Annotated in this window: 17 protein-coding genes and 2 pseudogenes; 9 read left to right on the forward strand and 10 right to left on the reverse strand. The window is 48.9% G+C overall.

Going from position 1 to position 23082, the window contains the following annotated elements; translation table 11 throughout:
- Positions 1-22: 22 nt before the first annotated feature.
- The 6 genes and pseudogenes from CWM47_RS36370 to CWM47_RS36395 all read right to left on the reverse strand — a co-directional run bounded on the left by CWM47_RS36370 (position 23) and on the right by CWM47_RS36395 (position 4409).
- Positions 23-736 (reverse strand): recombinase family protein, encoded by a 714-nt coding sequence (locus tag CWM47_RS36370; protein ID WP_100993384.1) that lies wholly within the window; start codon positions 734-736, stop codon positions 23-25.
- A gap of 200 nt (positions 737-936) precedes the next feature.
- Positions 937-1221: a hypothetical protein gene (locus CWM47_RS36375; protein WP_100993385.1), complete on the reverse strand. Its 285-nt coding sequence runs from the start codon at positions 1219-1221 to the stop codon at positions 937-939.
- A 74-nt stretch (positions 1222-1295) separates the two neighbouring features.
- Entirely contained in the window at positions 1296-1523 is a 228-nt protein-coding gene (locus CWM47_RS36380; RefSeq protein ID WP_100993386.1) for a hypothetical protein, read from the reverse strand.
- Between the two features lie 205 nt (positions 1524-1728).
- Positions 1729-3195, reverse strand: a complete 1467-nt coding sequence (locus tag CWM47_RS36385; RefSeq protein WP_100993387.1) for an MBL fold metallo-hydrolase — start codon at positions 3193-3195, stop codon at positions 1729-1731.
- A gap of 692 nt (positions 3196-3887) precedes the next feature.
- A pseudogene (locus CWM47_RS39620) lies at positions 3888-4163 on the reverse strand (transposase); the annotation flags it as partial.
- A gap of 9 nt (positions 4164-4172) precedes the next feature.
- The gene (locus CWM47_RS36395) at positions 4173-4409 is read right to left on the reverse strand and encodes a transposase (protein WP_100993388.1); all 237 of its coding nucleotides are present in this window, start codon (positions 4407-4409) and stop codon (positions 4173-4175) included.
- A gap of 218 nt (positions 4410-4627) precedes the next feature.
- Between CWM47_RS36395 and CWM47_RS36400 the strand changes: the two genes are divergently transcribed.
- The 7 genes from CWM47_RS36400 (at position 4628) to CWM47_RS36430 (ending at position 16031) form a co-directional block, all read left to right on the forward strand.
- Positions 4628-5146 carry a hypothetical protein gene (locus CWM47_RS36400; protein WP_157816186.1) on the forward strand — a complete coding sequence of 173 codons (519 nt, stop codon included), beginning with the start codon at positions 4628-4630 and terminating at the stop codon, positions 5144-5146.
- A 248-nt stretch (positions 5147-5394) separates the two neighbouring features.
- Positions 5395-5763, forward strand: coding sequence for a hypothetical protein (locus tag CWM47_RS36405; protein ID WP_100993390.1), 369 nt, complete (start codon positions 5395-5397; stop codon positions 5761-5763).
- A gap of 190 nt (positions 5764-5953) precedes the next feature.
- Positions 5954-6625 (forward strand): DUF4468 domain-containing protein, encoded by a 672-nt coding sequence (locus tag CWM47_RS36410; RefSeq protein ID WP_100993391.1) that lies wholly within the window; start codon positions 5954-5956, stop codon positions 6623-6625.
- A gap of 866 nt (positions 6626-7491) precedes the next feature.
- Positions 7492-9681: a sensor histidine kinase gene (locus CWM47_RS36415; RefSeq protein WP_240625633.1), complete on the forward strand. Its 2190-nt coding sequence runs from the start codon at positions 7492-7494 to the stop codon at positions 9679-9681.
- Positions 9682-10377: 696 nt separating this feature from the next.
- Complete coding sequence (locus CWM47_RS36420) at positions 10378-14322, forward strand: PAS domain S-box protein (protein ID WP_240625634.1); 3945 nt, start codon at positions 10378-10380, stop codon at positions 14320-14322.
- 242 nt (positions 14323-14564) lie between these two features.
- A complete protein-coding gene (locus CWM47_RS36425; RefSeq protein WP_100993392.1) occupies positions 14565-15422 on the forward strand; it encodes a glycosyltransferase family 2 protein in 858 nt (285 codons plus the stop codon).
- A gap of 231 nt (positions 15423-15653) precedes the next feature.
- Complete coding sequence (locus CWM47_RS36430; protein ID WP_100993393.1) at positions 15654-16031, forward strand: hypothetical protein; 378 nt, start codon at positions 15654-15656, stop codon at positions 16029-16031.
- Between the two features lie 748 nt (positions 16032-16779).
- On the opposite strand, the gene CWM47_RS36435 is transcribed toward CWM47_RS36430, so the two are convergent.
- From CWM47_RS36435 to CWM47_RS36450, 4 genes are all read right to left on the reverse strand, one after another.
- A complete protein-coding gene (locus tag CWM47_RS36435; RefSeq protein WP_240625635.1) occupies positions 16780-17220 on the reverse strand; it encodes a response regulator in 441 nt (146 codons plus the stop codon).
- A gap of 104 nt (positions 17221-17324) precedes the next feature.
- The gene (locus CWM47_RS36440) at positions 17325-19919 is read right to left on the reverse strand and encodes a PAS domain-containing sensor histidine kinase (protein ID WP_100993394.1); all 2595 of its coding nucleotides are present in this window, start codon (positions 19917-19919) and stop codon (positions 17325-17327) included.
- A gap of 1163 nt (positions 19920-21082) precedes the next feature.
- Positions 21083-21364 (reverse strand): transposase, encoded by a 282-nt coding sequence (locus CWM47_RS39935; protein ID WP_100992318.1) that lies wholly within the window; start codon positions 21362-21364, stop codon positions 21083-21085.
- Between the two features lie 12 nt (positions 21365-21376).
- On the reverse strand, positions 21377-21523 hold the full coding sequence (locus CWM47_RS36450; RefSeq protein WP_240625624.1) for an alpha/beta fold hydrolase: 147 nt from the start codon (positions 21521-21523) through the stop codon (positions 21377-21379).
- Positions 21524-21683: 160 nt separating this feature from the next.
- On the opposite strand from CWM47_RS36450, the pseudogene CWM47_RS36455 reads away from it, so the two are divergent.
- Positions 21684-21908: pseudogene (locus CWM47_RS36455) on the forward strand (IS3 family transposase); the annotation flags it as partial.
- A gap of 104 nt (positions 21909-22012) precedes the next feature.
- On the forward strand, positions 22013-22246 hold the full coding sequence (locus tag CWM47_RS40545; protein ID WP_394341971.1) for a hypothetical protein: 234 nt from the start codon (positions 22013-22015) through the stop codon (positions 22244-22246).
- Positions 22247-23082 lie beyond the last annotated feature (836 nt).

The raw sequence follows: 23082 nt of genomic DNA on the forward strand, positions 1-23082 counted from the left end.
CTGAGTAGCCTGGAACTGACAGTTAATCGACCATAACTCGATCTAAAAGGCGCTTCACCTGCATGGGGTAAAATGCGCAGTCCTGGGCCGTTTTAAACCCAAACTGATTAAGTTTCTCTGCGATCTCGGTATAGGTCTTCTTGCCTCTTCGTAGTTCTTTGGCTAGCCCCTCCGCTTTACGGGATTCAAAGTTGTCAATAGCCCGCTGCCGGTTGGCTGCTGCGCCCTTAGCCTGCGCCTGAGGCGTCATGTTCTCGGGCTTACCCAGAACAGCACCCTGCGCAATCTTAGCCTGTAGAGCTGCCCTAGTACGACTGCTTATTAATTCCCGTTCGTGCTGTGCCAGCGTCGCAAAGATACCAATGGTCAGGGTGTTGGCGTTTGGCATATCCACACACTGAAAGTTTACGCCCGAATCCCGCAGCGTGAAGATGAACGACGCGTTACGACTCAAACGGTCGAGCTTGGCAATCACTAAAATCGCGTTCTCTTTCTTAGCCCGGTCGATGGCCGCTGCTAATTCCGCACGTTGGTTGCTCTTGCCTGATTCGACCTCAGTGTACTCAGCCAGTATAACCGCTCGACGGTCCGACCCTTTCACGTAGCCAGCTACGGCCGCGCGTTGACCTTCAAGCCCTAAGCATGAATCACCCTGCGCCCGGGTGGATACCCGGTAGTACGCTACGTATCTAAGTTGGCCAGTGTCGGCCGTCGAGGTAGTTGGTTTCTTCGCCATTTGCCGTTAATTGAGTAGTTGGTTGAGCCGAAATTTTAACACCGGGTGCTGTTTAGCGAGCGAGTCGACCAACGCCTTCGCTAAGCCCAGGTGTTGGTTATCAGTGATGATGGCATCCTGTCGAAAAGCTTTAATCAGGTACCAATGCTGTTTATACCAGTCCCACACCTCCACTAGCTAATCATTCATTGTTAAGTCAGTTAATTTGTTGACCTAAATCGTCTTTTGCGGGCATTGTATAAATCCAGCGTCTGGTCATCAAGGATAGGGGCGTATTTCAGCTCAAGCGCTAATAACTCTTCCCGGCCGATCGAGTGCGCCAGTATCTCAAACTTAACTTCCCGCTCAACCCAAAGCGAGCTCTTGTCCAGTTCAGCGGCTTGATTCAGGATTGCCGTAAAGGTCTGCCTGGTGCGCTGTTGATCCTGAATTGTTGTGAGTAGTCCACCGATAATCTTGATACAGTCGGCATATGCAAAGTCCACACCGGCTAGTTCTACACTTACCCATTAATCAGCTAATTGCTGGATGAGCTCTTTTTGTGCTTCTGACTCCATGTCTATGGGGCTTCTATTTTTAGCTCATCAAGCTTTGCCTGTAACTGGTCTAACCGATCTTGCAGGACTGGCACTCTGTTTAGGTTAGTTTGTTGCTTTTGCCAAGCGCGGTTAAAGGCCTCAGCGGCTTGCTCAACCGACCGGGTCAAGGCGAGTCGTCTGGTCAAAATCGCTGCTGGTTGGGTACGATTAATCGGCAACGATTGATTTTGATCCATTGCTTTATCCATGACGAATGCATGTTTGTTATCTCTTAAATATACCTGTTTTATGGCCTATTCAACAACTCTTGAACGATCGTTTATCATGTGTAACAGGTCGCCAGAGCTAGTTATATTGCGGTATCCTCAGAAAGATTAATGACCAAAAGCGCCCAACTTCACTACCCAATAAAGAATAACCTGAGCGCAGCCCTAGCCACGAGCAGCAACTGACTTATTTAACCGGCATCGACGCTTTCAAGTCCGCAAAGGGAATCACCGTCTTGACCCCGTAGTCCGAAACGGGCCACGACTGAATGATAGTCCCAACGGCTAAGCCTAAGTGCTCTATGGCTTCGTACAAGCCTACCTGACGCGCACTGGCCCTGGCAGGCATACCGGTCTTGGCTAACCACACCGAGTCATCCTCAAAGAGGAGCTGCTCCCCCGGAAAATAATAAATAAGATAATCATTGGTGTGAGCGGACTGAGAGCCGATTAAATAGATATCCAATCGCAACTGACCATCGGTGATCGTTTTATGGGTACCCACCTCTTCCAGCTTGAGCGCTTTGGGAGCCCGCGCCAAACTGTCGGGTTGCAACTGGTGAGGCGCTGACGTCAGGTACTGCACATAAGCCTCGTTACCCGGGCTGCACAGAATGGTCGCCCCTTTGTGGACAAAGGGGCGCACACCCCCCAGGTAGTGGGGATGATGATGGCCAAAGACGAAATACCGGATGGGCTTGGTGGGGGCCAGTCGACGAACTTCGCGGATAATCAGCTCACCATTCTGGCTCGACAGCGGGGCTTCAGCCACCAGCATAAAGTCTTTAAACTCCACTACCATCACTTTGTCGTCGGTGTGGGGTAAGTTGATAAAATACAGGTGGTCATTGTAATGTTCTACCTGGGCCGCAGGTTTAGGCGCTTGCGGGGTTTGCCACTGAAAGTCGGCGGGCATCGCCATCAGTTGGGGGGCCTCACTCAACAGGGTACCCGGACTTAGTTGAACCTGATCATAGAGTTTGCCATTGATCTTATCGATCGTCATTCGGGTTGGCTGCTGGCTGGCTCCCACCCAGGTATAGTCATGGTAGGTGATGGTGCTGAGTACATCGCCCAACATATCATCCGCCTGCACGGTAACTAGCTGAGTCAGCAGACCATCCGATTGACGAATGAATAGCCGGACTAGTGTTTTGTTCATGGTGGTGCTGTAACAAGCCTGATCCGCCGTACTTCGTTTACGATCCTGAGGAATATGATGGCGATAGAAGTACTCAATGAGGCCAATGGGGGAATAGCGAGCCGCCTGGATGGTCTGTTGCAGCAGTCTTTCGGGGGTAACGGGGGCTAGTTTATCCTCACCGGGCTCGATGAGCAGCAATGCCTGGGCTGAGGCCTGGGTTTTGGCAACGTAGGTTTTCTGGCGGGTGAGATTGCGTACGGTATCGATTTGGCGAAAGTTGGCGGCATTGATCCAGATAATACCCCTGGCTTGATAGGGCGTCTGTTGCCAGGGCTGGGCACTATGTTCGAGTTCATTTCGCTGTTCAATGTAGGTAAAGCGTAGATAGTGCTCTTGAATGGGTTTCACTTGTCTGGTCCAGCAGGCCAGCAGTGGTTCCTGCCGGCGTGGTGGTGTGGATGGGGCAGGCAGGATTGAGCCAGTCAGGAGGAGCCACAGAATAGGGTACATTGGGTGTCAGGGAGTCAGGGAAACGAAGATAAGAGGTACCTTTGATCAAGCCTTACGGAGTGGACACATTTTACATTTTACTCAACTGGGCCACCTCTCTCAACTTAGGGGCAACCTATGTTTTTATTTAGCCGAAGCGGAAACGTTACCTAGCTAGAGCGGTACTCCATTTCATGCAAATCTGAATGGGTTTATAGGATGAATTGGCTTTTTAAGCTGTAGCAGCGGCTAAACGTCCAATTATAAAAGGGTTTTCGTGAACGATTTTCATGAGTGCCTAAATTCAACATAGCCTTCTGATTTATAGCTACTTATATTGTTCATTTAATGAAATTCTTATGCCTTTAATTGTACGAAATGATAGTGACCCGTCCTGAAAAGTGTTGACCGTTTGTTGATAATCCGTTTTTTTATTGACCAGTAAATTAAGCCCTGTTTTCATTCTTTTCAACAGCTACCGTTCGCTTTTGGGGATAATAATTCTTCCACCTTCGCTTCAGTTTTCCTTCACCTTTGTGGGCCTGTTCTGGCACCAGCATGTCACAACCGCCACGGCGGACCGTTCAAATGAGGACGCTTGTAGTTGGAGAAGAAAACAGCCTGCTCAAGAACTAACTCAGCCTGGGCTAACGCATAAACCGCTCGATGAGCTAGATACTCTTCCTTAAGTATACCGCACGGATTTCCATGGTTTATGCAAGCGCGGGCGTATAGTTTTTGTCATATTTCTGCTGGCGGTTAACCACTGAGCAAACACGGTGGATGAGTTTATTGCGAACTGCATTCAGAACCAGCATCTTGTTTTTGCCTTCACCAATTTTTCGTTGGTAGTAATCTTGTAACTGCCCTTTCATCCGAATTGCTGACATGGCACCCAAATGAAAAAGAGATTTCAATCGAAGTCGGGCGTGCCGACTTACCCGCGTTTTACCACGGACACTACTACCTGATCGGTATTCAAAAGGAGCCCTAGCTAGCTAGATCTGAGCTTCTCGAAGCTCTCGTTGCAACCTTCTGATCTGTTGCTGTTCGTCAGTAAGTGTGGTATTGGCAGGCAACGTTTGATCGTTTTTTTTGTGGCGTTGTCTCCATTTGCTGATTCGTCCTGGATCGATGTCCAATTCGCGGGCGGCTTCTTGAATTGATCCTTTTACATAAGACAGCTCGACAGCCATTTCCTTGAATGCTTCGTCAAACACACGTCGTTTAACCATGGTCAAATTGAAGTTTGGCCTCAAATCTGCCTAAAAAAAGTCTCCAGTCAAATGTAGCAAGTTCAGTGTCAACCAGCTATACCCTTCCTGGAAACACGCATCTCTGGAAAGGCTCAGGGCCTCTCAAGAGGCCCTGAGCCCAATGATCTAATGAGCCTTAGACTATTAACTGAATGCGCTTGAGCGGACGATCGTATCCAGTAGCCCCTACGTATCGGATGATCTTCTTATTACTGACCACCGTTGATACCCAGCATCAACTCCGGGAGTTTAGATGCCAAATCGATCAGCTTGAGGTAGGCTTTGATCTGCTGAGTGGTATCGTCGCCCAGGGGGAGAAGCTCTTGAGTGCGCGCATCATCGATGAGGGGCAGTCCCTAAAGCTGCCCCTGGAGGCCTTTGATGGAACGCCCTTTTTAAAGGCTATTCAGGAGCTGGAAAGCGAGTGGCAGGCCATCTTGAGTGAATTTCCCCCAGCCACTTTAAGCAATCGCTCCGAACGGAAGCAGTGGATCAGTCAGCAAGTCAGGCGCTATGAAGTCAAGATGATCACCTTGCAACTAACTCTGGATCGGCTGAAAGAAATACGGCAACGCGCCCGGGATATGGCTCCGGCCGCATCAGGGTCCTCTTCGGTTATTACGCATTACAGTGCCTTGATTGATCGGTATGAAGGGCAGCTTATCAAAGCGCAGTTGCTTTATGAGCTAGCCCTTAAGCGCATGAATACCAGGTAAGACGCTTTAATTGTTTAATCAATTATATAAATGATTAACTTGTCAAGGTGGCTAACATAGTCCTTCATAGAGTGGGTGCGGGTAAAGAGGACGGCTGGTTTCGCCCTTTTTCTTTTTCCATCTGTAATCGCGCCTATGATTGTACATCTGTAAGAGATAATGCCTTAAAAACGCGTTTATTCGTCTCACCGTAAAGATATACTACTATAAATACGTATATTAGTGACAGAGACACCCCCAATACCACAATGGCCAGCAAGTCAGACAAAACCCTGCTTCTCGATACCAGCCAGCCCGAAACCCGCAAGCAGGTCTTTGAAGCCATACGGGCTTTAGAGGGCTTATACACTACTGATTTAACCCGTAAGCGGTGGCGGGTTGGTAATGGCCAGCGCGGCTACTACTGGGGGTATATGGTGACTGAGGTAAGTAAGCTCATCGACAAATACCGTGAGCAAACCGATAAGGCGCTTAATGCTATGTTTCTGTCTGAGCCCTGGGAGATTGCCGGGCAAACCATTACGGTCGTGCGCTCACTGTCCGATCTGGCTCCTGGAGCTAAGCCCGCCTTAGGGCTTTCGGGTGCTATCAATTCAAACGTCACTATTAACCCCTAATCCCTTGTCGATTATCATGGATAATCAACCCTAAGTCAGTAGCTATAATCAGGTTGCCGACAATTCTTTGCTATCTACTACAATTGGCAAAAGTTCCTGACTATCTTTGAGTTATCGACTAGGCCGACTCTACCTCCCTTCACTAGCGTAGTTATCAATCGCTTCTTGTTAATCTAACGCTTACTCGCCTATGGAGCTCTACCAGTCAGTCAACGTTGTTTCGCCATCGGTTGGCCGACGCGGGCCCTATTGGCTCAAACTCATCGTCATCGCTTGGCTGATACAGGGGCCGGTCAGTCTCCGCACCCAGGCCCAAGCCCCTCAGGTCTTGATCTACCAACTGGTACCCGTTGATGGTGAGTCAGGGGATATCGTTTACACAGCTGTCGTACCGGTAACCGGGGCGTCCAGGACGCAATTGTATAATCGAGCCCAACGCTTTCTGGCCCATACGCTCCATGCCGGTTCGCTGGTACCCATGGCTCATGGCGCAAAACACCACATTAACCGGTGCGGCATCATCACCTTGCCGCATGCCCAAGTAGGCTCCAACCCGCCTCAAGACTACCGGGTGACCATCGAGCTAAGGGTCAAGGCGGGCCGGTATCGGTATCGCTTGAGTCAGTTCCGAGCTCATCCTGATTCGGTTGGCCATGGCTTGCCGATCCGGGAGTTATACCGATGTGACCAGCAAACGTATGACTATAGTGAATTGATGGCTCAACAGCTGCGGGCATGGAATCGCAGTGTGAAGGCATACTTAGGCCAACTTCATAAGTATATGACTGATCGCCAAGAGGCTGATTACTACAGGCCTTTACAAACCAATCATTCCCCTAAACGTCATGCTAACAAGGACTAGATTAGGCAACCCTGCTTGTTTACACTCTCAAACGATTGTTTAAGCCTTGTAAAGCAGTGCTACTTTACGTCATCCTTAGCTATGTAATGAACATTGAAACTATTTGGCCGTACTAGCATGAGCTAGTTCCAAATCTCAAATGACCGTTTAAGCCTTGTAATAAACCAGAAAAATCAATTTCTCACCCTGAATTAAGGAATCTTCCCCAGGGGAAAGCCTGTGGCGAGAGGTCATCCCGGTATAAAGCTATCCGCTACCAGGCTTCGAACAAACCGAATCAACAGCCTGTTTACTGCTCATCAAGAAGACGCTAGCCTTCGGGTTAGGTCTTTATGGTGTGGATAGAAGCAATAAGTCCGGCCGCCATGCAACCGGGTTTATTTTTTTCACGTCAAAAAACAGGATAGAAACAATAAGCGGTAGAAGTAGAGGTATACGCAGGAAGCAGCCCATTAGATTTAACTCAATTACAGGATTCATTCCTGTATCGACTCATACGGCTCACGGGGACCTAACCAATTCTAGGCTAGATGGAACGTTCTTTCTGTCTTCAGCAAGGGAAAGTCAAACGACGGCAATTTAATTACTTGCCCCAAAGCGATAGCCAACTAGGCACATAGCTGCTTGATTCGAGTCAACCTTAAAAAGAGATTGACCAAACAGCGGCCAAATCGGTTTCGGCAGCGTTAAGCGTCTGAAAAGTCAGCGTACTATCCTCACCCAAGAAGGGCAAGCGTCATTCATGGGTGAGGATAGTACGGTTTAGCAATGCCCGCTAAGGCGACCGGTGGTCAAGACAGGGCGCTCGTGTAGGCTACTAACGCCTAAATCTTGCGCAACAGACTTGATGGGCGTAACTTGGCTGTATGATGCGACTTTTAGGCCTATTGATTGTGCGTATTGGACTGTTAGCGGCGGTCAACCAAGCCACCGCTCAAGCTATCGTTTTTAAGGCAACAGTGGATCGCAAGGTAGCTTTGGCGGACAAATGGCGGTTTCGAGCCGGTGACAGTATCGAGTGGGCTAGTCCGATCTACAAGGATCAACACTGGATCGCCGTAGCACCCAGTGTTGATCTGGATGAAAACCCCCAACTCTGGCAAGCTAAGCGAGGCTGGTTCCGCCAAACATTTCGGCTCCGACGATTGACTCACCAAGACTTGATGCTGACCATTCGTCAATTTGGCCGCTCAGAGGTCTTCCTCGATGGTCAACGGCTGGCCATCCTTAAGCCGGTCCACTACGATTCAGGCGGATCGCAACGGGTCGTGGCGTTGTTACCCATTCGAATTGCCGATACCAATCAACATACCCTGGCTGTGCGCTACGCCTTCCGGCCAGACCTTCTAATCGGCACTGTAATTGACAAAGACCCCTTTCGACTCGATATTGACCCCTGGGATCAAGCCGGGCTTAAGTTGCTTGATCAAGAGCAGATCGCTGCGGGTCTATCGGGCTTGTTGGTCGGTGTTTTTGGGTTGCTCAGTTTGCTGCATTGGCTGTTCTACCGGGCTAACCCTGCTCAAGCGGTCCATCGCGTGTTGAGCGCTACGATGCTGGCGTTTACTTTGACATTTCTGACCGATTACGCCGAACATTACATCGGTACGCTTACCCTGGACTCGCTGCGTGGGGCTCTGAGCCAACTGGGGATCAACGCGGCATTCGCGTTACTGCTTCTGGCGGTCTATACCTATCTGGATCGGCGTCCCGGCTGGGTATTCTGGAGCCTGGTGGTGGTGCAAATGGGGTCTGCTGGCTACGCGGTTGTGGTGGCTCGACTGCCCGATAACTTAGTCTGGGTTCCGTTTGTAGGGGTGTTAATTGACTACATCCGGGTGAGCTGGCTGGCCAAGCGCCATGTCCCGGACCCGGACGCCCGTCTGCCCTGGAATTCACTCAGAGTGACACTACTAGCCCTAGTAGCGGTAGTGCCAATGGCCATTCTGATGAGTCTTTTGGTACGCCAATTTAAGTTGGGGGCTGGTCAGGACTGGGTCATAATTCCAGTCTTGATGCTGTTCTTGCTGGCCTTGTTCAGCATTCCAATCGGGTTGTCGCTCTCGCTGGTACGCGATTACGCCCGTACCTATCGAACGCTTCAGGACAAATTGTGTCAAGTTGATCAGTTGTCGACCCAAGCCCTAATCCAGGAGCAGGAAAAACAGCTGCTGCTGACTCGCCAGAACGACGAGCTGGAACGACAAGTCACTGAGCGAACCGCCGAACTAACTCATTCCCTGACTACCCTGCGCACTACCCAGCAACAACTCATCCAAAAGGAGAAAATGGCGAGTTTAGGCGAGCTGACAGCGGGCATTGCCCATGAGATTCAGAACCCGCTTAACTTTGTCAATAATTTCTCCGAGGTGTCGGATGAGTTGGTCGATGAACTGCAGGCACAGCAGCACCGGTTGGTCCCTGATAGGGCGCTGGAAACGGAGTTGCTAGACGACCTCAAACAAAACCTCCAAAAGATTACCCAGCACGGCAAGCGGGCTTCGGCCATTGTCAAGGGCATGCTCGAACACAGTCGCTCAAGCCAAGGTAATCGTGAATGGGTTGATATAAACGTCTTGGCGAAGGAGTATTTCCAGATTGCTTACCAGGGCCAGCGGGCCAAAGATAAGGATTTCACTGCCGAGTTGACCACGAATTTTGGAGCGGCCTTACCTCGTCTGGAAGTGATCCCCCAGGAGATTGGTCGCGTGCTGTTGAACCTCTACACGAACGCCTTTTACGCGGTGCGCCAAAAGCAGAAAACTGCCGTCACGGACTATACGCCCAGAATCACTCTTGAGACCTGTTTAATGGATGGGCATACGCAAATACGGGTAGGTGACAATGGGACAGGGATGGCCGAGTCAGTAAAAGCAAAGATCTTTCAACCCTTTTTCACCACCAAGCCAACGGGGGAGGGCACAGGTCTGGGCTTGTCGCTCTCCTATGACATTGTCACCCAAGGGCACGGGGGATTACTGCTGGTTGAAAGTCAGGTAGGGAATGGCAGTAAGTTCATTATTGAGTTGCCTAATGCGAGTATGAGCATATCTTAACCAAAAGTAAAAATGTCAATCAAGACAGCATTTTCGTGAACGAAAGTGAAAGATTTTAAAAATTGTACTTTATTAATATAGCATAAAGTTAAAATGTTTGAAATCTTTTCAGCTTTAAATAGACCATTTTTAAGTTATTCTACTGTATAAAATTTTGATAAAAGCGCCGATTATAGATGCCGTATTATTAATTAATATTTGCACTGCAAAATTATAAATGAATGATACGTATGCTACTGGTTAAGCTAAACAGAAATTAAAATCAAAGATATAAGCCCGTGCTACAATGGTTTCATTGAGCACATTTCTGTACCACACCTTTTTATACGGGTACCATCTCAAGGCGTGATAGTCGCTCTTCTGATGCGCTGGGTTGTCTGTCTGGCAAGCTAGCATAATCCTGATTTACTACCCGCTCTCAAACCTAAAGGCCAGAGCGGTCAGGTGTAATCAACAATACAATAATCAGCTTATTTATCAATCAGTTTTCTTCGCCGATAAACCAATTAAGCCGCTACCCGGTGTTGAATTACCCAACGCCCAGTTAACAATAATCTCATTTTTACACCTCCTCAATGGCGGCTTAAAAATCTCTACTATACTATTATAAGTCCAACAAGTTTATTTATTGCATACTGTATGACAGTTTTGTTTACATATATATTAATATGTAAACTATATTAGCACACCAATTGAATGAATACTTACCGATTAGACGATATGTCTGTTACCCCTCACGAGCTAAACCGACTAGAAGCCTTGCGACGCTATCAAATTCTGGACACGGTGCCGGATGAGGCATTTGATCGACTTACTCAACTAGCGTCGCTAATTTGCCAGACTCCCATTTCACTGGTTTCCCTAGTTGACGAGCATCAGCTTTGGTGTAAATCAACCCTGGGTATTGAGCTGGACCAAATCAGTCGGGACATTGCCTTCTGTCAGCATACTATTCTGGATAGCACGCTATTCGAAGTGGAGGATACCACCCAGGACAGCCGCTTTAAGTTAAATCCACTGGTCACTTCAGCACCCCATGTCCGCTTCTACGCAGGCTATCCCTTAACCGATCCGGACGGGTACGCGCTGGGCACACTCTGTGTATTAGACCACACCCCCAGAAAGCTTACCCAAAGCCAGCAAAAAGCCTTACAACTACTGGGTGAAATAGCCACCTCGCTTATTGTTGACCATCGGCAAAAGCAAGAGCTTACTTACTTTGAGAATCTGTTTACCCTGTCGAATGATTTGATCTTTGTGGCCGGGGTAGATGGGTATTTGAAAAAATTGAATCCCGCCTTTAGCCAGTTACTGGGTTGGGACGAAGATTATTTATTAACCACCCCCTTTCTCCACTTGGTCCACCCCGATGACCGATTGGGGGCGGAGGAAGCCATCAATCAATTGGCTACGGGTAATCTAGCCACTCAGTTTAGCTACCGCTTTCGGACTAAAGAGGGCCATTACCGGTGTCTCCAGTGGGTGGCTACGCCCGAATCCGCTACCGGTTATCTGTTTGCTATTGCCCGGGACGTCACCGTCCAAAAACAACGGGAACGGCAGCTGTACCAGTCCGAGAATAAATTCCGCTCTTTCTTCGAAAACTCCCAGGGGCTTATGTGTATTCATGATCTGGAGGGTAAATTACTGACGGTTAATACTGCTGGCGCTCAGGCCCTAGGCTACCAACCCGACGAACTAATTGGTCAGCCGTTGAAGTCGATTATCCCCCCGTCCCAGCACACCGCCTTTGACGGATATTTGCAAGTCATACAACAAAAGGGCAAAGCCAACGGCCTACTTCATACCTACCATAAAGACGGCTCCCTTCAAATCTGGTTATTTGCCAACGTGCTCGAAAGAGAGCTCAACGGGGATGCCTACGTTATCGGCAATGCGATCGACATTACCCGGCGGCATCAGCTGGAAGTGGATCTAACCTGGACCAAGAAAATGTTGGAACAAACCAACGAGGTGGCCCGAATTGGCACCTGGGAGGTGGATGTTAATCAGCAGACGGTATACTGGTCGGCCGTTACCAAAGCCATCCACGAAGTACCCGCTGAGTTTGATCCCACCTTTGATGAGGCTATCTCCTTTTTTAAAGGGGAAAATCAGCAACGGATTCTCCAGGCCGTTGACCAGGCACTTCACCAGGGTGAGTCGTACGATTTAGAGCTTCCCATTACAACCGCTAAAGGAAATGAAATATGGATTCGGGTGGTGGGAACGGCTGAATTTGACTCGGGAATCTGCCAACGCCTGTATGGCATCTTCCAGGACATTGATGATAAGAAACGGGCCGGTCAGGCTTTACTCAATGAAAAACTCCGATTAACGGCCTTCGTTGAACATGCCCCGGCGGCGGTGGCGATGGTTGACCGATCGGCCACCTATCTAGCCGTCAGTAATCGCTGGATGGAAGATTATGGCTTATCGGGCAGTGTCATTGGCTTATCGCATTATGAGGTGTTCCCGAACCAATCGGAGAACTGGCGGGCCATCTTCGAGCGTTGTAGCAATGGGGCCGTCGAAAAGCGGGAAGAGCAGACCTGGCGACCCCAGGGCTGGCATCAGGATCAATACCTTTCCTGGGAGGTAAGACCCTGGTACCAGTTTGACGGCTCCATGGGGGGCATCATGATGTTTACCCAGGATATTACCCAAGCCTGCCAGCAACGGGACGAACTTCAGAAAGCCAAGCAACTAGCGGAGCAGGCCAGTCGGGTCAAATCTGAATTCCTGGCTAACATGAGCCACGAGATCCGCACCCCGTTGAACGGGGTTATCGGGTTTACCGATTTGTTGCTGAAGACATCTCTGAATGAGACCCAGCATCAATACCTGTCTATCGTTGACCAATCGGCGAATGCGTTGTTAAGTATAATTAACGATATTCTGGACTTTTCGAAAATTGAAGCGGGTAAGCTGGAACTCGCTATTGACCGAGTGGATGTGTACGATATCGCTAGTCAGGCGGCCGATATCATAACCTACCAGGCGCAGAATAAGGGGCTTGAAATGTTACTAAATCTGTCGGCCGATTTACCCCGCTTTATCTACATCGACTCGGTGCGCCTGAAACAGATCCTGGTGAATCTGCTGGGCAATGCCGTCAAATTCACCCAGCAAGGGGAAATTGAATTAGCCATCAAGCCCTTAACCGATCCTACTCAAGATTATGTTAGCTTCCGGTTTGAGGTCCGCGATACGGGCATTGGCATTAAGGCCCAGATGCAAGATCGCATTTTTGACGCCTTCGCCCAGGAAGATGCCTCGACTACCAAAAAATACGGCGGCACGGGTCTGGGCCTAACCATTTCCAACAAACTGTTGGGCTTGATGGGTAGCCGCCTTGAGCTAGTTAGTAAACCGGAGGAGGGAAGTTGTTTTTTCTTTGACGTGCGGCTAAAAACGGAAATTGGCGATCCCATCAACTGGCAGGCTATGAGCCTGATCAAGAAGGTACTGCTGGTGGATGATAACGAGAACAATCGACTGATCTTACGGCAAATGTTTCTGTTAAAACAAATTAGCGTCGACGAAGCCAGTAACGGCTTTGAGGCCCTCCAACTACTAGGCCAGCAAAAGCAGTACGACGTGATTCTGATGGATTATCATATGCCTTACATGGATGGGATAGAAACTATTGAAAAAATACGGGCTAATTTCCCCGCCGCCATGGAGAAGCCCGTCATCATTCTGCTCCACAGTTCATCGGACGATGAGCGGCTCATCAAGGCCAGTGAACGGTTAGCCATTCATCAACGCATAGTCAAGCCGGTTAAGATGACGGAGTTATTTCAGGCCCTGTCGCGCTTAGGTCGCCAGGAAGAAATATCAGCGCCAATCCCGATTCGTCAACCCAGGCCAATTGATACGGCACGGGTTAAGATCTTATTAGTAGAAGACAACCCCGTAAACCAATTATTGGCTAAGACCATTGTCTCCCGGCTGGTGCCCAACGCGCAAATCGGGGAAGCCATCAACGGACAGGAAGCTCTGGCGATGTATCAGCAAGACAAGCCTGATCTAATCCTAATGGATATTCAGATGCCGGTGATGAACGGGTACGAGGCCGCCCACCGAATTCGGGAAATGGAAACGGGGAGCCATACCCCGATCATTGCCCTGACGGCGGGTACCGTCAAAGGGGAACGCGAGAAATGTCTGGCCGCGGGCATGGATGATTTTATTACCAAACCCATTGTCGAAGCCTCTTTGGTTCCCCTGTTTCAAAAGTGGCTGGCGAGTTTGCCCATTCCCCCCCGGGATGAGCAAACCCTGGCCTTGGGTGATCACGTCAACTTTGACGTCCTGAAAACGATGGCCGGGCAAGATGTAGACTTGGTGAACCAGTTAATGGAAGTGGCGGCAAGCGAGTTAAAATCGTCCCTATCCGGGCTGTTGCAGCAGGCCGAAGCGATGAATACAGACGGTTTGAAAGCGACGGGTCATAAGCTGCGGGGGACTGCTCTGAGTGCCGGTATGCCCAGTCTAGCCCAACTGGCAGCTACTTTAGAACAGCTGGAGATGACTGAGGCAGAATCATTAGGTGACCTAGTCAACGCCATTCAATCTGAGATTGTTATCATCCTGTCCTTCCTGAGCGAAGCCTTAAAAACGAATCTTAGGGCGTGAATCTTCACTAGTTGGTCCGCTCAAATCAGGTTGGTTCATCCCCCTATCATTTAACTAAAGAAGGAGTTTCTTGGATACCCCTTTTTCGATACCTATTCACTACTATCCGTAGCGTACGGGTTATTTCCAATGGCTACCCTAGGTACATAGAACTCAATCTCTAATCAAAATACTCCAACGAAGCCATTACTCACTTACTAGTACAATTGACATACTACTTGTAATAACCGGAATGACCATCAATGAGAAAACGGACCGCTATCACGACTTGCAGTGTTTTAGTCGCCACCTACAATCGCCCCGATGCCTTGACGCATTGTCTGAACAGCTTGTTTCGACAAAGCCGGTTACCGAACGAGATTATTGTGTGCGACGATGGCTCCCGGGATGAAACCCGGCAGGTGATTTTGGCGCTACAGGTCCGAAGTCCAGTCCCCTTGCTTCATATCTGGCAAGCGGATCAGGGGTTCAAACTCGCTCAGATACGTAACAAAGGCATCGCCATGGCTACAGGTAGTTATCTTATTCAGATTGACGGGGACGTGATTTTGCACCCGCAGTTCGTCGCCGATCAGTTGCGGGTCGCCAAAGCGGGCAGCTTTTATTCGGGCAATCAGTTTCTCTTGACTCAACAACAAACCAACCAACTATTAGCCAACCCCCGGACTCATTCTCCCACTTCCCTTAAACAAATCCGGCTAACTTGGCATCGCATGTGGGTACCCTTCTTACAAAAGCCATTTGCCCGGTTCTACCATTGGAACGAACACTACCGATACGTCATCGGGTGCAATATGGCCTTCTGGCGGGCGGATTTACTGGCCGTTAACGGCTATGACGAGCGTTTTACGGGGTGGGGGTGGGAGGACACGGATCTGGCCATTCGGCTAATTCAGTTAGGTCGTCGCTTACGGTTCATTCGATTCGGGGCCATTCAGTATCACTTATACCATTCCCCCTCATCCCGAAGTGATGAGGAGCCTAATCGCTTACAGGCGTTGGCCAACCGAGACGCCCATGTAGTCTACTGCCAAACTGGGTTAGCTCAGTATCTATCTGTAGTTAGCCTGGGAAACGATTATTCAACGCTGCCACCCTGATTCTTTACCGACTGGTTTGATTCAGCGAAGCCAGCAACTGGTCGAAAATTCTCTGGTCACTTCGTACGGCTATGGTTTGGCGTTTGGCCAGTATCATGGCATTTCTTACCGATTTCGCGAGGGGGCAACCGGGACCTGGAAGGCCACGCTGATCCGGTTTGCCACGGATGGCCTTTCGGTGATAACAGTACCAACAGTGGAAAAACGCTTCCCGCTACCCAGACCCGACAGATGGCGGATGTACTTTTGGGACCAACGTTGCCAAAGACGACTAATCCAGTACAACCCAGACAAGTTAGTGCTTACAAATCCATTCCCGGTGTGTTAGGCATCCATCTGGACTCGAATGATTTTGGCTTTCAGTTTGTCCTGCAAGACATCAGTTTATACCTAATCCGTTTTGACCGTAATGACCTTCGATTGGTGCGGGAGTCGGCCAACCGCTTTCACCAGTTGAACGATCCAAGCCTTAAGCTCGAATTTACAGGGAATCCGGTGGGCCATCTTCAAGTGACGGCTTATCATCCCACCCATCCGTCTTACACATTAGTTCGCCGGAATCAGGACTGGAGTGGATTTGCTTTTAAGCGCATCAAAGGAACCTATTGAAACGAGGAAACCAATTAATTACTGTCAATCAACCATTTTTCCGGTCAGCAATTTAGGGTTAAGTTAGGCGAGCATGAATCGGCGGGGGGGTAACAAGTCCGACGAAACTGTTATGGGATGGGTTTCAAGTTGCCCTGACTAGCCGCGGTAGACCAGTGACTGTTTTTTTAGATTTAAATTGGTTAAGAAAGTCCAATTCAAGCGTATAAACCCGTAATCTCTTTTTCCGTCAATGACCGCATAACCTAGCTTTGGAAAACATATAGGTAAGGGTCATTCTAACGTATTTATCCTGGTAAATTTTCACAAATTCCTCTAAACGCAAGACGGTTTATTGACCCTTATATTAATGTCCGTCAACTGATAAATAGAGTTGCTAACGACGAGCCAATAATCATTTTAAATCTGTCCCGAAAATAGTACTTTACCGACAAAGCATAAATAAACTTAGTCTCTTATTTCCTTTTCAAGATTTGTATTTTTCTTAGTAGACGTTCGTGAAAGGCGACCTTTCCTTGGACGTTTTCTGCCTTTAAAGATAAGGGTCAGACTATTTTCGTGAGTTAGAATAAGCGTTTATTTGGCCAGGGGTTTTCGTGAACGCAATTAGTAAATTCAGTATTTTTACTTTGATAATTATTAACTAAAAAGTTCCCAGATCAATTTTACTGTTCACAAATAGTACTTTTATGCGTTGCAGAAAACCACTTAACTTACTGGTATAATAAATTGGAACTGCTTAGAGCCGTTAAAATCGAATCGTTACTGTAATTAATTGCCACTCCTTAACGAAGGTCCCAAACAGGGACGAAATCTGATCCAGGATAGGGGGTTTGGTCAGAAAACCATCGGCACCTAATTGTAGGGCCCGCTGCCGATCCTGCTCCGTAGAAGAGGTGCTGAGCACCACCACCGGTAACTCCTTTAGATGGACTTCAGACCGAACTTGCGCCAAGGCATCAAACCCATTTACCTGGGGCATATGCAGATCCAACAGGATTAGATTAGGGACTGTTTCGCATTGTTCCAGGGCGGCTAGCAACTCCTCTCCGTCATACAGAGCGCGGATGGTCATCGAAGGAACCAGCGTTTTTAGGGCTTGCTCAAAAAAATACTGATCATCACGGTCCGCCGTGGCGGGTATCATCACCGACGATCCAAACGTGGGGAGAACCCAGAGCCATAGCATAGAGTGGATAGGGTAAGCCGGTGCTCGTTACGAAATTCATCCCATACGGCATGTCCCTTCCTAAAGCTTAATCTGATAGCGGCCAGTTAACCACCGGCCGCAGCCTAGGCTGGAAAGTATACTTGAAAGGTAGCCCCCTGGCCCGGCTGACTACGGGCCGTAATGGCACCACCATGATTGGCTACGACCCGTTCGCTGATGGCCAGGCCGATACCGGTACCCGCAAACTGATTCTTGCCATGCAGCCGCTGAAATACCTCAAAAATGCGATCCAGATACTTCTCCTCAAAGCCAATGCCGTTATCGGCGACCTCAATCCGGTGATACTGCTCGGCCAGACGGACCGGTTTTACCGAACGGGGCAACTCCCTGGCCTCAATGAGCGCGTACCGAATAGCAATCTGGGGAACGACCGGTACGCCCCCAGCATCGACCCGACTAAATTTCAAGGCGTTGCTAATTAAGTTCTGAAACAGTTGACCCAGTTGGGAAGCGTCACCCATCAGGTGGGGCAAGGGATCCACCGCAATTTGAGCATGCGTTTCCGCAACGACTAGTTCCAGATCAGTCAATACATTACCGACTACCTCCTGGAGAGACAGGCTTTTCTGCTCATCACGCCGGGTTGTCAGCCGGGAATAATTCAGCAGGTCTTTAATCAGCATCGACATGCGAGAGGCCGCTGATTGCATCCGCTGGAGGTAATCCAGGGGTTGATTACCGGTCGATACCCCATACTCTTTTTGCAACAGATCCCCAAACTGTTGAATTTTGCGCAGGGGCTCCTGTAAGTCGTGAGACGCCACGTAGGCAAAGGTTTGCAGGTTATCGTTGGAGCGCACTAACAAGCGATTGGCTTCTTCCATTGCTTTATTCAGGGCAGCATATTCCTCGTTACTGGAGGCCAGCGCCTGGTTGTTAGCGGCCAGGCGCTGGTTAGCGGCCGCTAGCTCCTGGGTTCGTTGCTGCACCTGTTGCTCCAACGCTTCAGCTAACGTTCGGTACCGCACTTCGCTGGCTTCCACGCGTTGGCGGGCCAGTACCTGGAGGGTAACCTCGGTGGCCAGCACCATCACGCCCGTGATCTGCTCGTCATTGTCCCGCAGGGGCGTATAGACAAAGTCAAAGTAGACATCTTCGAGTTGGCCATGGCGCACCAGGTTGGCCAGCACCCCATGGCCCAAGTAGGGCTCGCCCGTATCATAAACCCCTTCCAGTAGGGCGGTAAATACTTGCCCCTGTAGTTCAGGTAGGGCCTCGCTAATGGGCAAACCCTTAATGGACTCGTCCTTCCCCCACATGTCAAAAATTTTCGCATTGCCCACCTCAATGACCATCTCCCGGCCACTCAGTAGACCAATGGCCATGGGGGCCTGCTCAACGATACTACGAAACCGGTTTTCGCTGGCGATCAATTGCTGCTGGGTCTTTACTTGCTTGGTGACATCAATGGCCGTTTCCAGAATGGCGTAGACCGCACCGGCCTGGTTGCGCAGGGGCTTAAAGGTGTAGTCGAAATAGTACGTACTGAGCACGCCCTTAACTACTAAATCAGCGCGTCCCCCTTTTATGTCGTAGATCTCGCCGCTCCTAAACAAGTGATCCAGGGTCGTCAGAAAATGTTGCTCTTTGAGTTCGGGTAACGCCTGCGCCAGGGGCTGGCCCAGGACGGAGGGGCCCTTCCCCCACACACCGATCATGGCTTCATTAGCCATTTCGATCACCATGTGTGGCCCCACAAACAAACACGTGGCCACGGGTGCTTCTTCAATCAGCGAGCGGAAACGGGCTTCGCTTTCTTCCACCTTTCGCCGGGCCAGTACTTGCTCGGTAATCTCGGTACAGATCACTAAGACGCCGGTAACGGTTTCATCGAGTTGGCGAACCGGTTCGTAGACAAAATCAATATAGGTCGGTGCCAATCGCCCGTTGCGCTCCAGGGTAACCGTCAGTTCTTTGGCGATGAAGCGTTCGCCGGTGGTATACACCTTGGTCAGACGTTCTTCAAAGCCCTGGCCAGCCGCTTCGGGTAAAGCGGCAAACAAGGGTCTATGAATGACCTGCTCCCGACTACGGCCCCAGTATTCCAACACCAGCTCATTGGCCTGCTCGATGACAAATTGAGGGCCATCAAAGAGGGCAATGGCCACGGGAGCCGAGGTAAACAGGTTATCGAATAGCTGCTGACTGCGTCCTAAGGCTTGCCGGGTGTGTACGGCCTGGGTGGTTTCCAGGCCGTTGACCAATACGCCCCCGTGGTGGCCTGCCTCGTCCCGAATCAAACTATAGGAAAATGTCCAGTACATGGTCTGGGTCTGTCCATTTCGAAAAAAGGTGACGGGTGCCTCCTGAACCCTAACCGGCTCACCCGTTTTAAGCACACCGGCCAGCAAGGGACCCATAAAATCCCAGCCTTCCGCCCAGATGTCCCGGGCAGGCTGGCCAATGGCGGGGTGCATCTGGGGACCCAGACTGGGCATGACGGCGTCATTATAGAAACAAATATGCTCCTGGCCCCACAACACGAGCATGGGCTGACTGGCCAGCAATAGATTGCTCACCGATTGGCGTAAACTGGAAGGCCACTGGTCAGGCGTACCTAGTGAGGCGGTTGACCAGTCGAATTGACGAATGAGTTCACCGGCTTGACCGCCCCCGGCTAGGAAAGGATATGGATTGGTAGTCGAAGAAGCGTTCAAGGCAAGGGAATATAAGTACTCTTAGAAGCTTAACGAGTGGAACCAGCCAAAGGTTATGCCGCCCAAAAATCAGTTCCTACGTCTAGAATCAGCCCGGTAACACAAGCGAAAAAAGACAGCCTAGCAGGCCACTGGTTGGTACCCATTTACCGACGCTAAACCAGTTCTCCTGTCAACCTGACCAACCTGCCGGCTAATTTACAAACCCCTGATATTGAACATTGCTATGTAAAAACACCGACGGTTCACGCTATTTATTCTATGAGCAAGCTGCACCAGGTCGGTTATTTTGAAGGGGAAGCGCAAGCCAGCTTCCAGCCTTGGCGGGGAATCGATATTGAAGACGAGGCCCGCGATTTTGTGCAACATCATTGGTAGGAGGGACAGAACGAAGAACAGCCCCAAAATGTGGTCATTCTCTGCCAGGGCCGGATTACTTTCGACGGCCGGTTTATTCAGCTCAACGAAGAGCCACAATGATTCGCACCAAATGTCTTCAGGGGATAGCTTGTACAATTATGGCATGCTGGATGAGGGCTGCCAGCCGTGGAACGCATCAATTTTCTAAATCCCACCCCACCCATCAGCGACACGCAATAAGACCGCAGCCAACCCGGCGACCGCATCGAGATCGATTCTACTGTCCATCATTATCCGTGCACTTTGGAAGCAGCGTACAGAGAAGTCTATCGATTGGTTACGACCAACGATTTTGGCCTTCACCTTTCCAACTGAGTTGCTTTTGGCCTTCCCTAATCGTACATAAACGTTCGCTCGTGAACAGAATGGTTAGCCGCCTGCCAATACCGATTATGAATTTATCCTAAAAATGGCATTATACCGTTAAAGTGAGAACAAGGTCAAGCTCTCTTATGCGTTTCGATGTTTTGTACTTTTCATAGTGATCGTTCAAGAAAGGCACCCTTTTCGTGAACGGTTTCTGCCACTAACAAACTATGGACTTACGCGGTTGCCAAATGTTGATATGCCGCTCAGTGATTGAGTAGTTTTTATGGAACGATTATTTTTCACTAATTGTCAACGCAAGTTTGTAGCCTACAGGACAAAGAGACGGACATTTAATTGACTGATTTTGCTCAGCAGAGCGCTACCATTGCAAAGGATCGTTTATCTAAGAACAATCACTACTTACCTTTAAGTAATTAGGCAGAATTAAGCTTGATACTAACTTGGGTATTTTTTACAATAAGGTTTGTAAAGCTGATGGTATATATCGACCCATACTCCTTAAAAATATAAAGAATAGCTTTCTTTAAGGTTGACCAGCTTTTATAATGCGTTTTGTTAAGCCACTTATATTTGCAGAAGCGCCACAGAATTTCAATGGGATTCAGATGAGGACTGTAGGTAGGTAAATAAAAAATGGATAGACCTTGGCTTTCCCAAGTATCAAATTCGGTTTTAACCACTTTTGCATGATGAATAGGGCCATCTAGCTAGCTAGCGGGTAAGTCCAGCGCGATTACATCCCGCTGGGTGGCCAACTCATCCAGAATGAGATCCCAAGTCTTCAGGGAACTGCCAATGCCGTGAAGCAGCAAAAGTGGTTTACCGGACCCACGCCGGCTATAAGTCAGAGTCATACGTAGTAGGCAGTCAGATAGTCTGTTTAGGTTAGTCAGTTTTTCGCTAGACAACCTAGCATGAACCACGGATGGGGTCTTTAGTTTAGAACTGGACTTGCTACCTTTTTTTAGGCAGCTGTTTCTTACTGTAGTGTCCAGTTTAAAGTAGCAGATTCACATGAGCGGGAAAGGCAATTGCTGGGACAATGCTGTGGCAGAAAGCTTTTTCAAAAGCCTAAAGTCGGAATTGGTATATCAACAGGATTTCCAAACTCGAGCTACGGCTAGACAGGCTGTCTTTGAATATATAGAGGTCTGGTATAATCGCCAGCGAAGGCATTCGGCGCTGGGTTATCTTTCCCCTTTTTACTACTATAGTGGGCAATTTTTAAATGTTGCTTAAAGATTTGTCCAGTGTTTTGTTGCAAGTCCAGGGATAGGGATCGATTGAAACAAATGCATGACCGGGCCAACTTGCTGGTGACGGATTAAGAACACACGAAGCTGGTGGGTATAGCTCCCTCCTTAACGGACTTTTGTTATTGTTGCTACTTGTCAGATCTTGTCGTCCGAGATGATTACAAAGAGCAAGGTATTGGAAGAGAATTAGTCAGACTAACCAAATATCATGCGGGTGAGGGGTGCAAATCTAATTCTGCCCTCTTCCCCGGAAGCCGTTGGTTTTTATACCAAAACAGGCATGGAGCCAATTACCACGGCCTTCATCATTCGTCGATCTAAATAAGGTTACTACTTGTGCATCAAGAAAGACAAGCCAGGCCACTAGAACATCGATCCCGACGGCGGCGTACGCGGTTAACTAAATTTGTACCTCTTTTACCTAATAAGTGGCCATTAAAAGAACCTTTTCGTAAACGCTTTTGAGCAGCAAAGGAACGTGACAAGCTGTATCACCTTGCTACAAATGACGTTCATTTGTCCAAGGGGTTTCCTGAACGATTTTTTCAAGCTGCCTAAGTGATTGTAAAGTTTTGATTTCCAAGATAATACGTAGCTCATTAAATTCAATGGCTTGCCTTTTACTGAACGATTTAGTAGTGACTCAGCTGAGTTAATTAGTCAACCTAAGCAATGAAAAGATAATACCTAACCTGTTAATTGTCGTATACTTCCGCATCAAAGCTATCCACAATTTGGTCTGGGATTAATAATTAGCAATACCGTTTATCTACAACCGAAGTCTGCAAAACTACTAGAGTCAGCTTTGAGGACTAGATAAATTGGGGAGTTGAGGTTTATTTTCGATAAAGGCTACTAGTTAACTCTTTTCTATAGTAATCGCAAGCCCTGTCAACGTGCTTAGTGTCGTAAAGGACCGAATACCAAAATACCCTTATTGATACCAATTACCTCTTACTTTTGGTACGACCTACAACAATAATTAACCACTGGCCCCTACAGACCCTTTTATCGGCTGGTCCCGCATGATCCCGCTCCACTATTAGCGTACCGACGGTTGTGAATAATCACCATAAGCGGGACGGTTCTGCCCATACCCTCATCCCTTCAGTTGTCGACTGAAGCAAGCTATTGTCAACTCCATTTTTATTTAATTA

Origin of the sequence: Spirosoma pollinicola (assembly GCF_002831565.1) — a bacterium.
In the GTDB taxonomy this organism is placed as follows: Bacteria; Bacteroidota; Bacteroidia; order Cytophagales; family Spirosomataceae; genus Spirosoma; species Spirosoma pollinicola.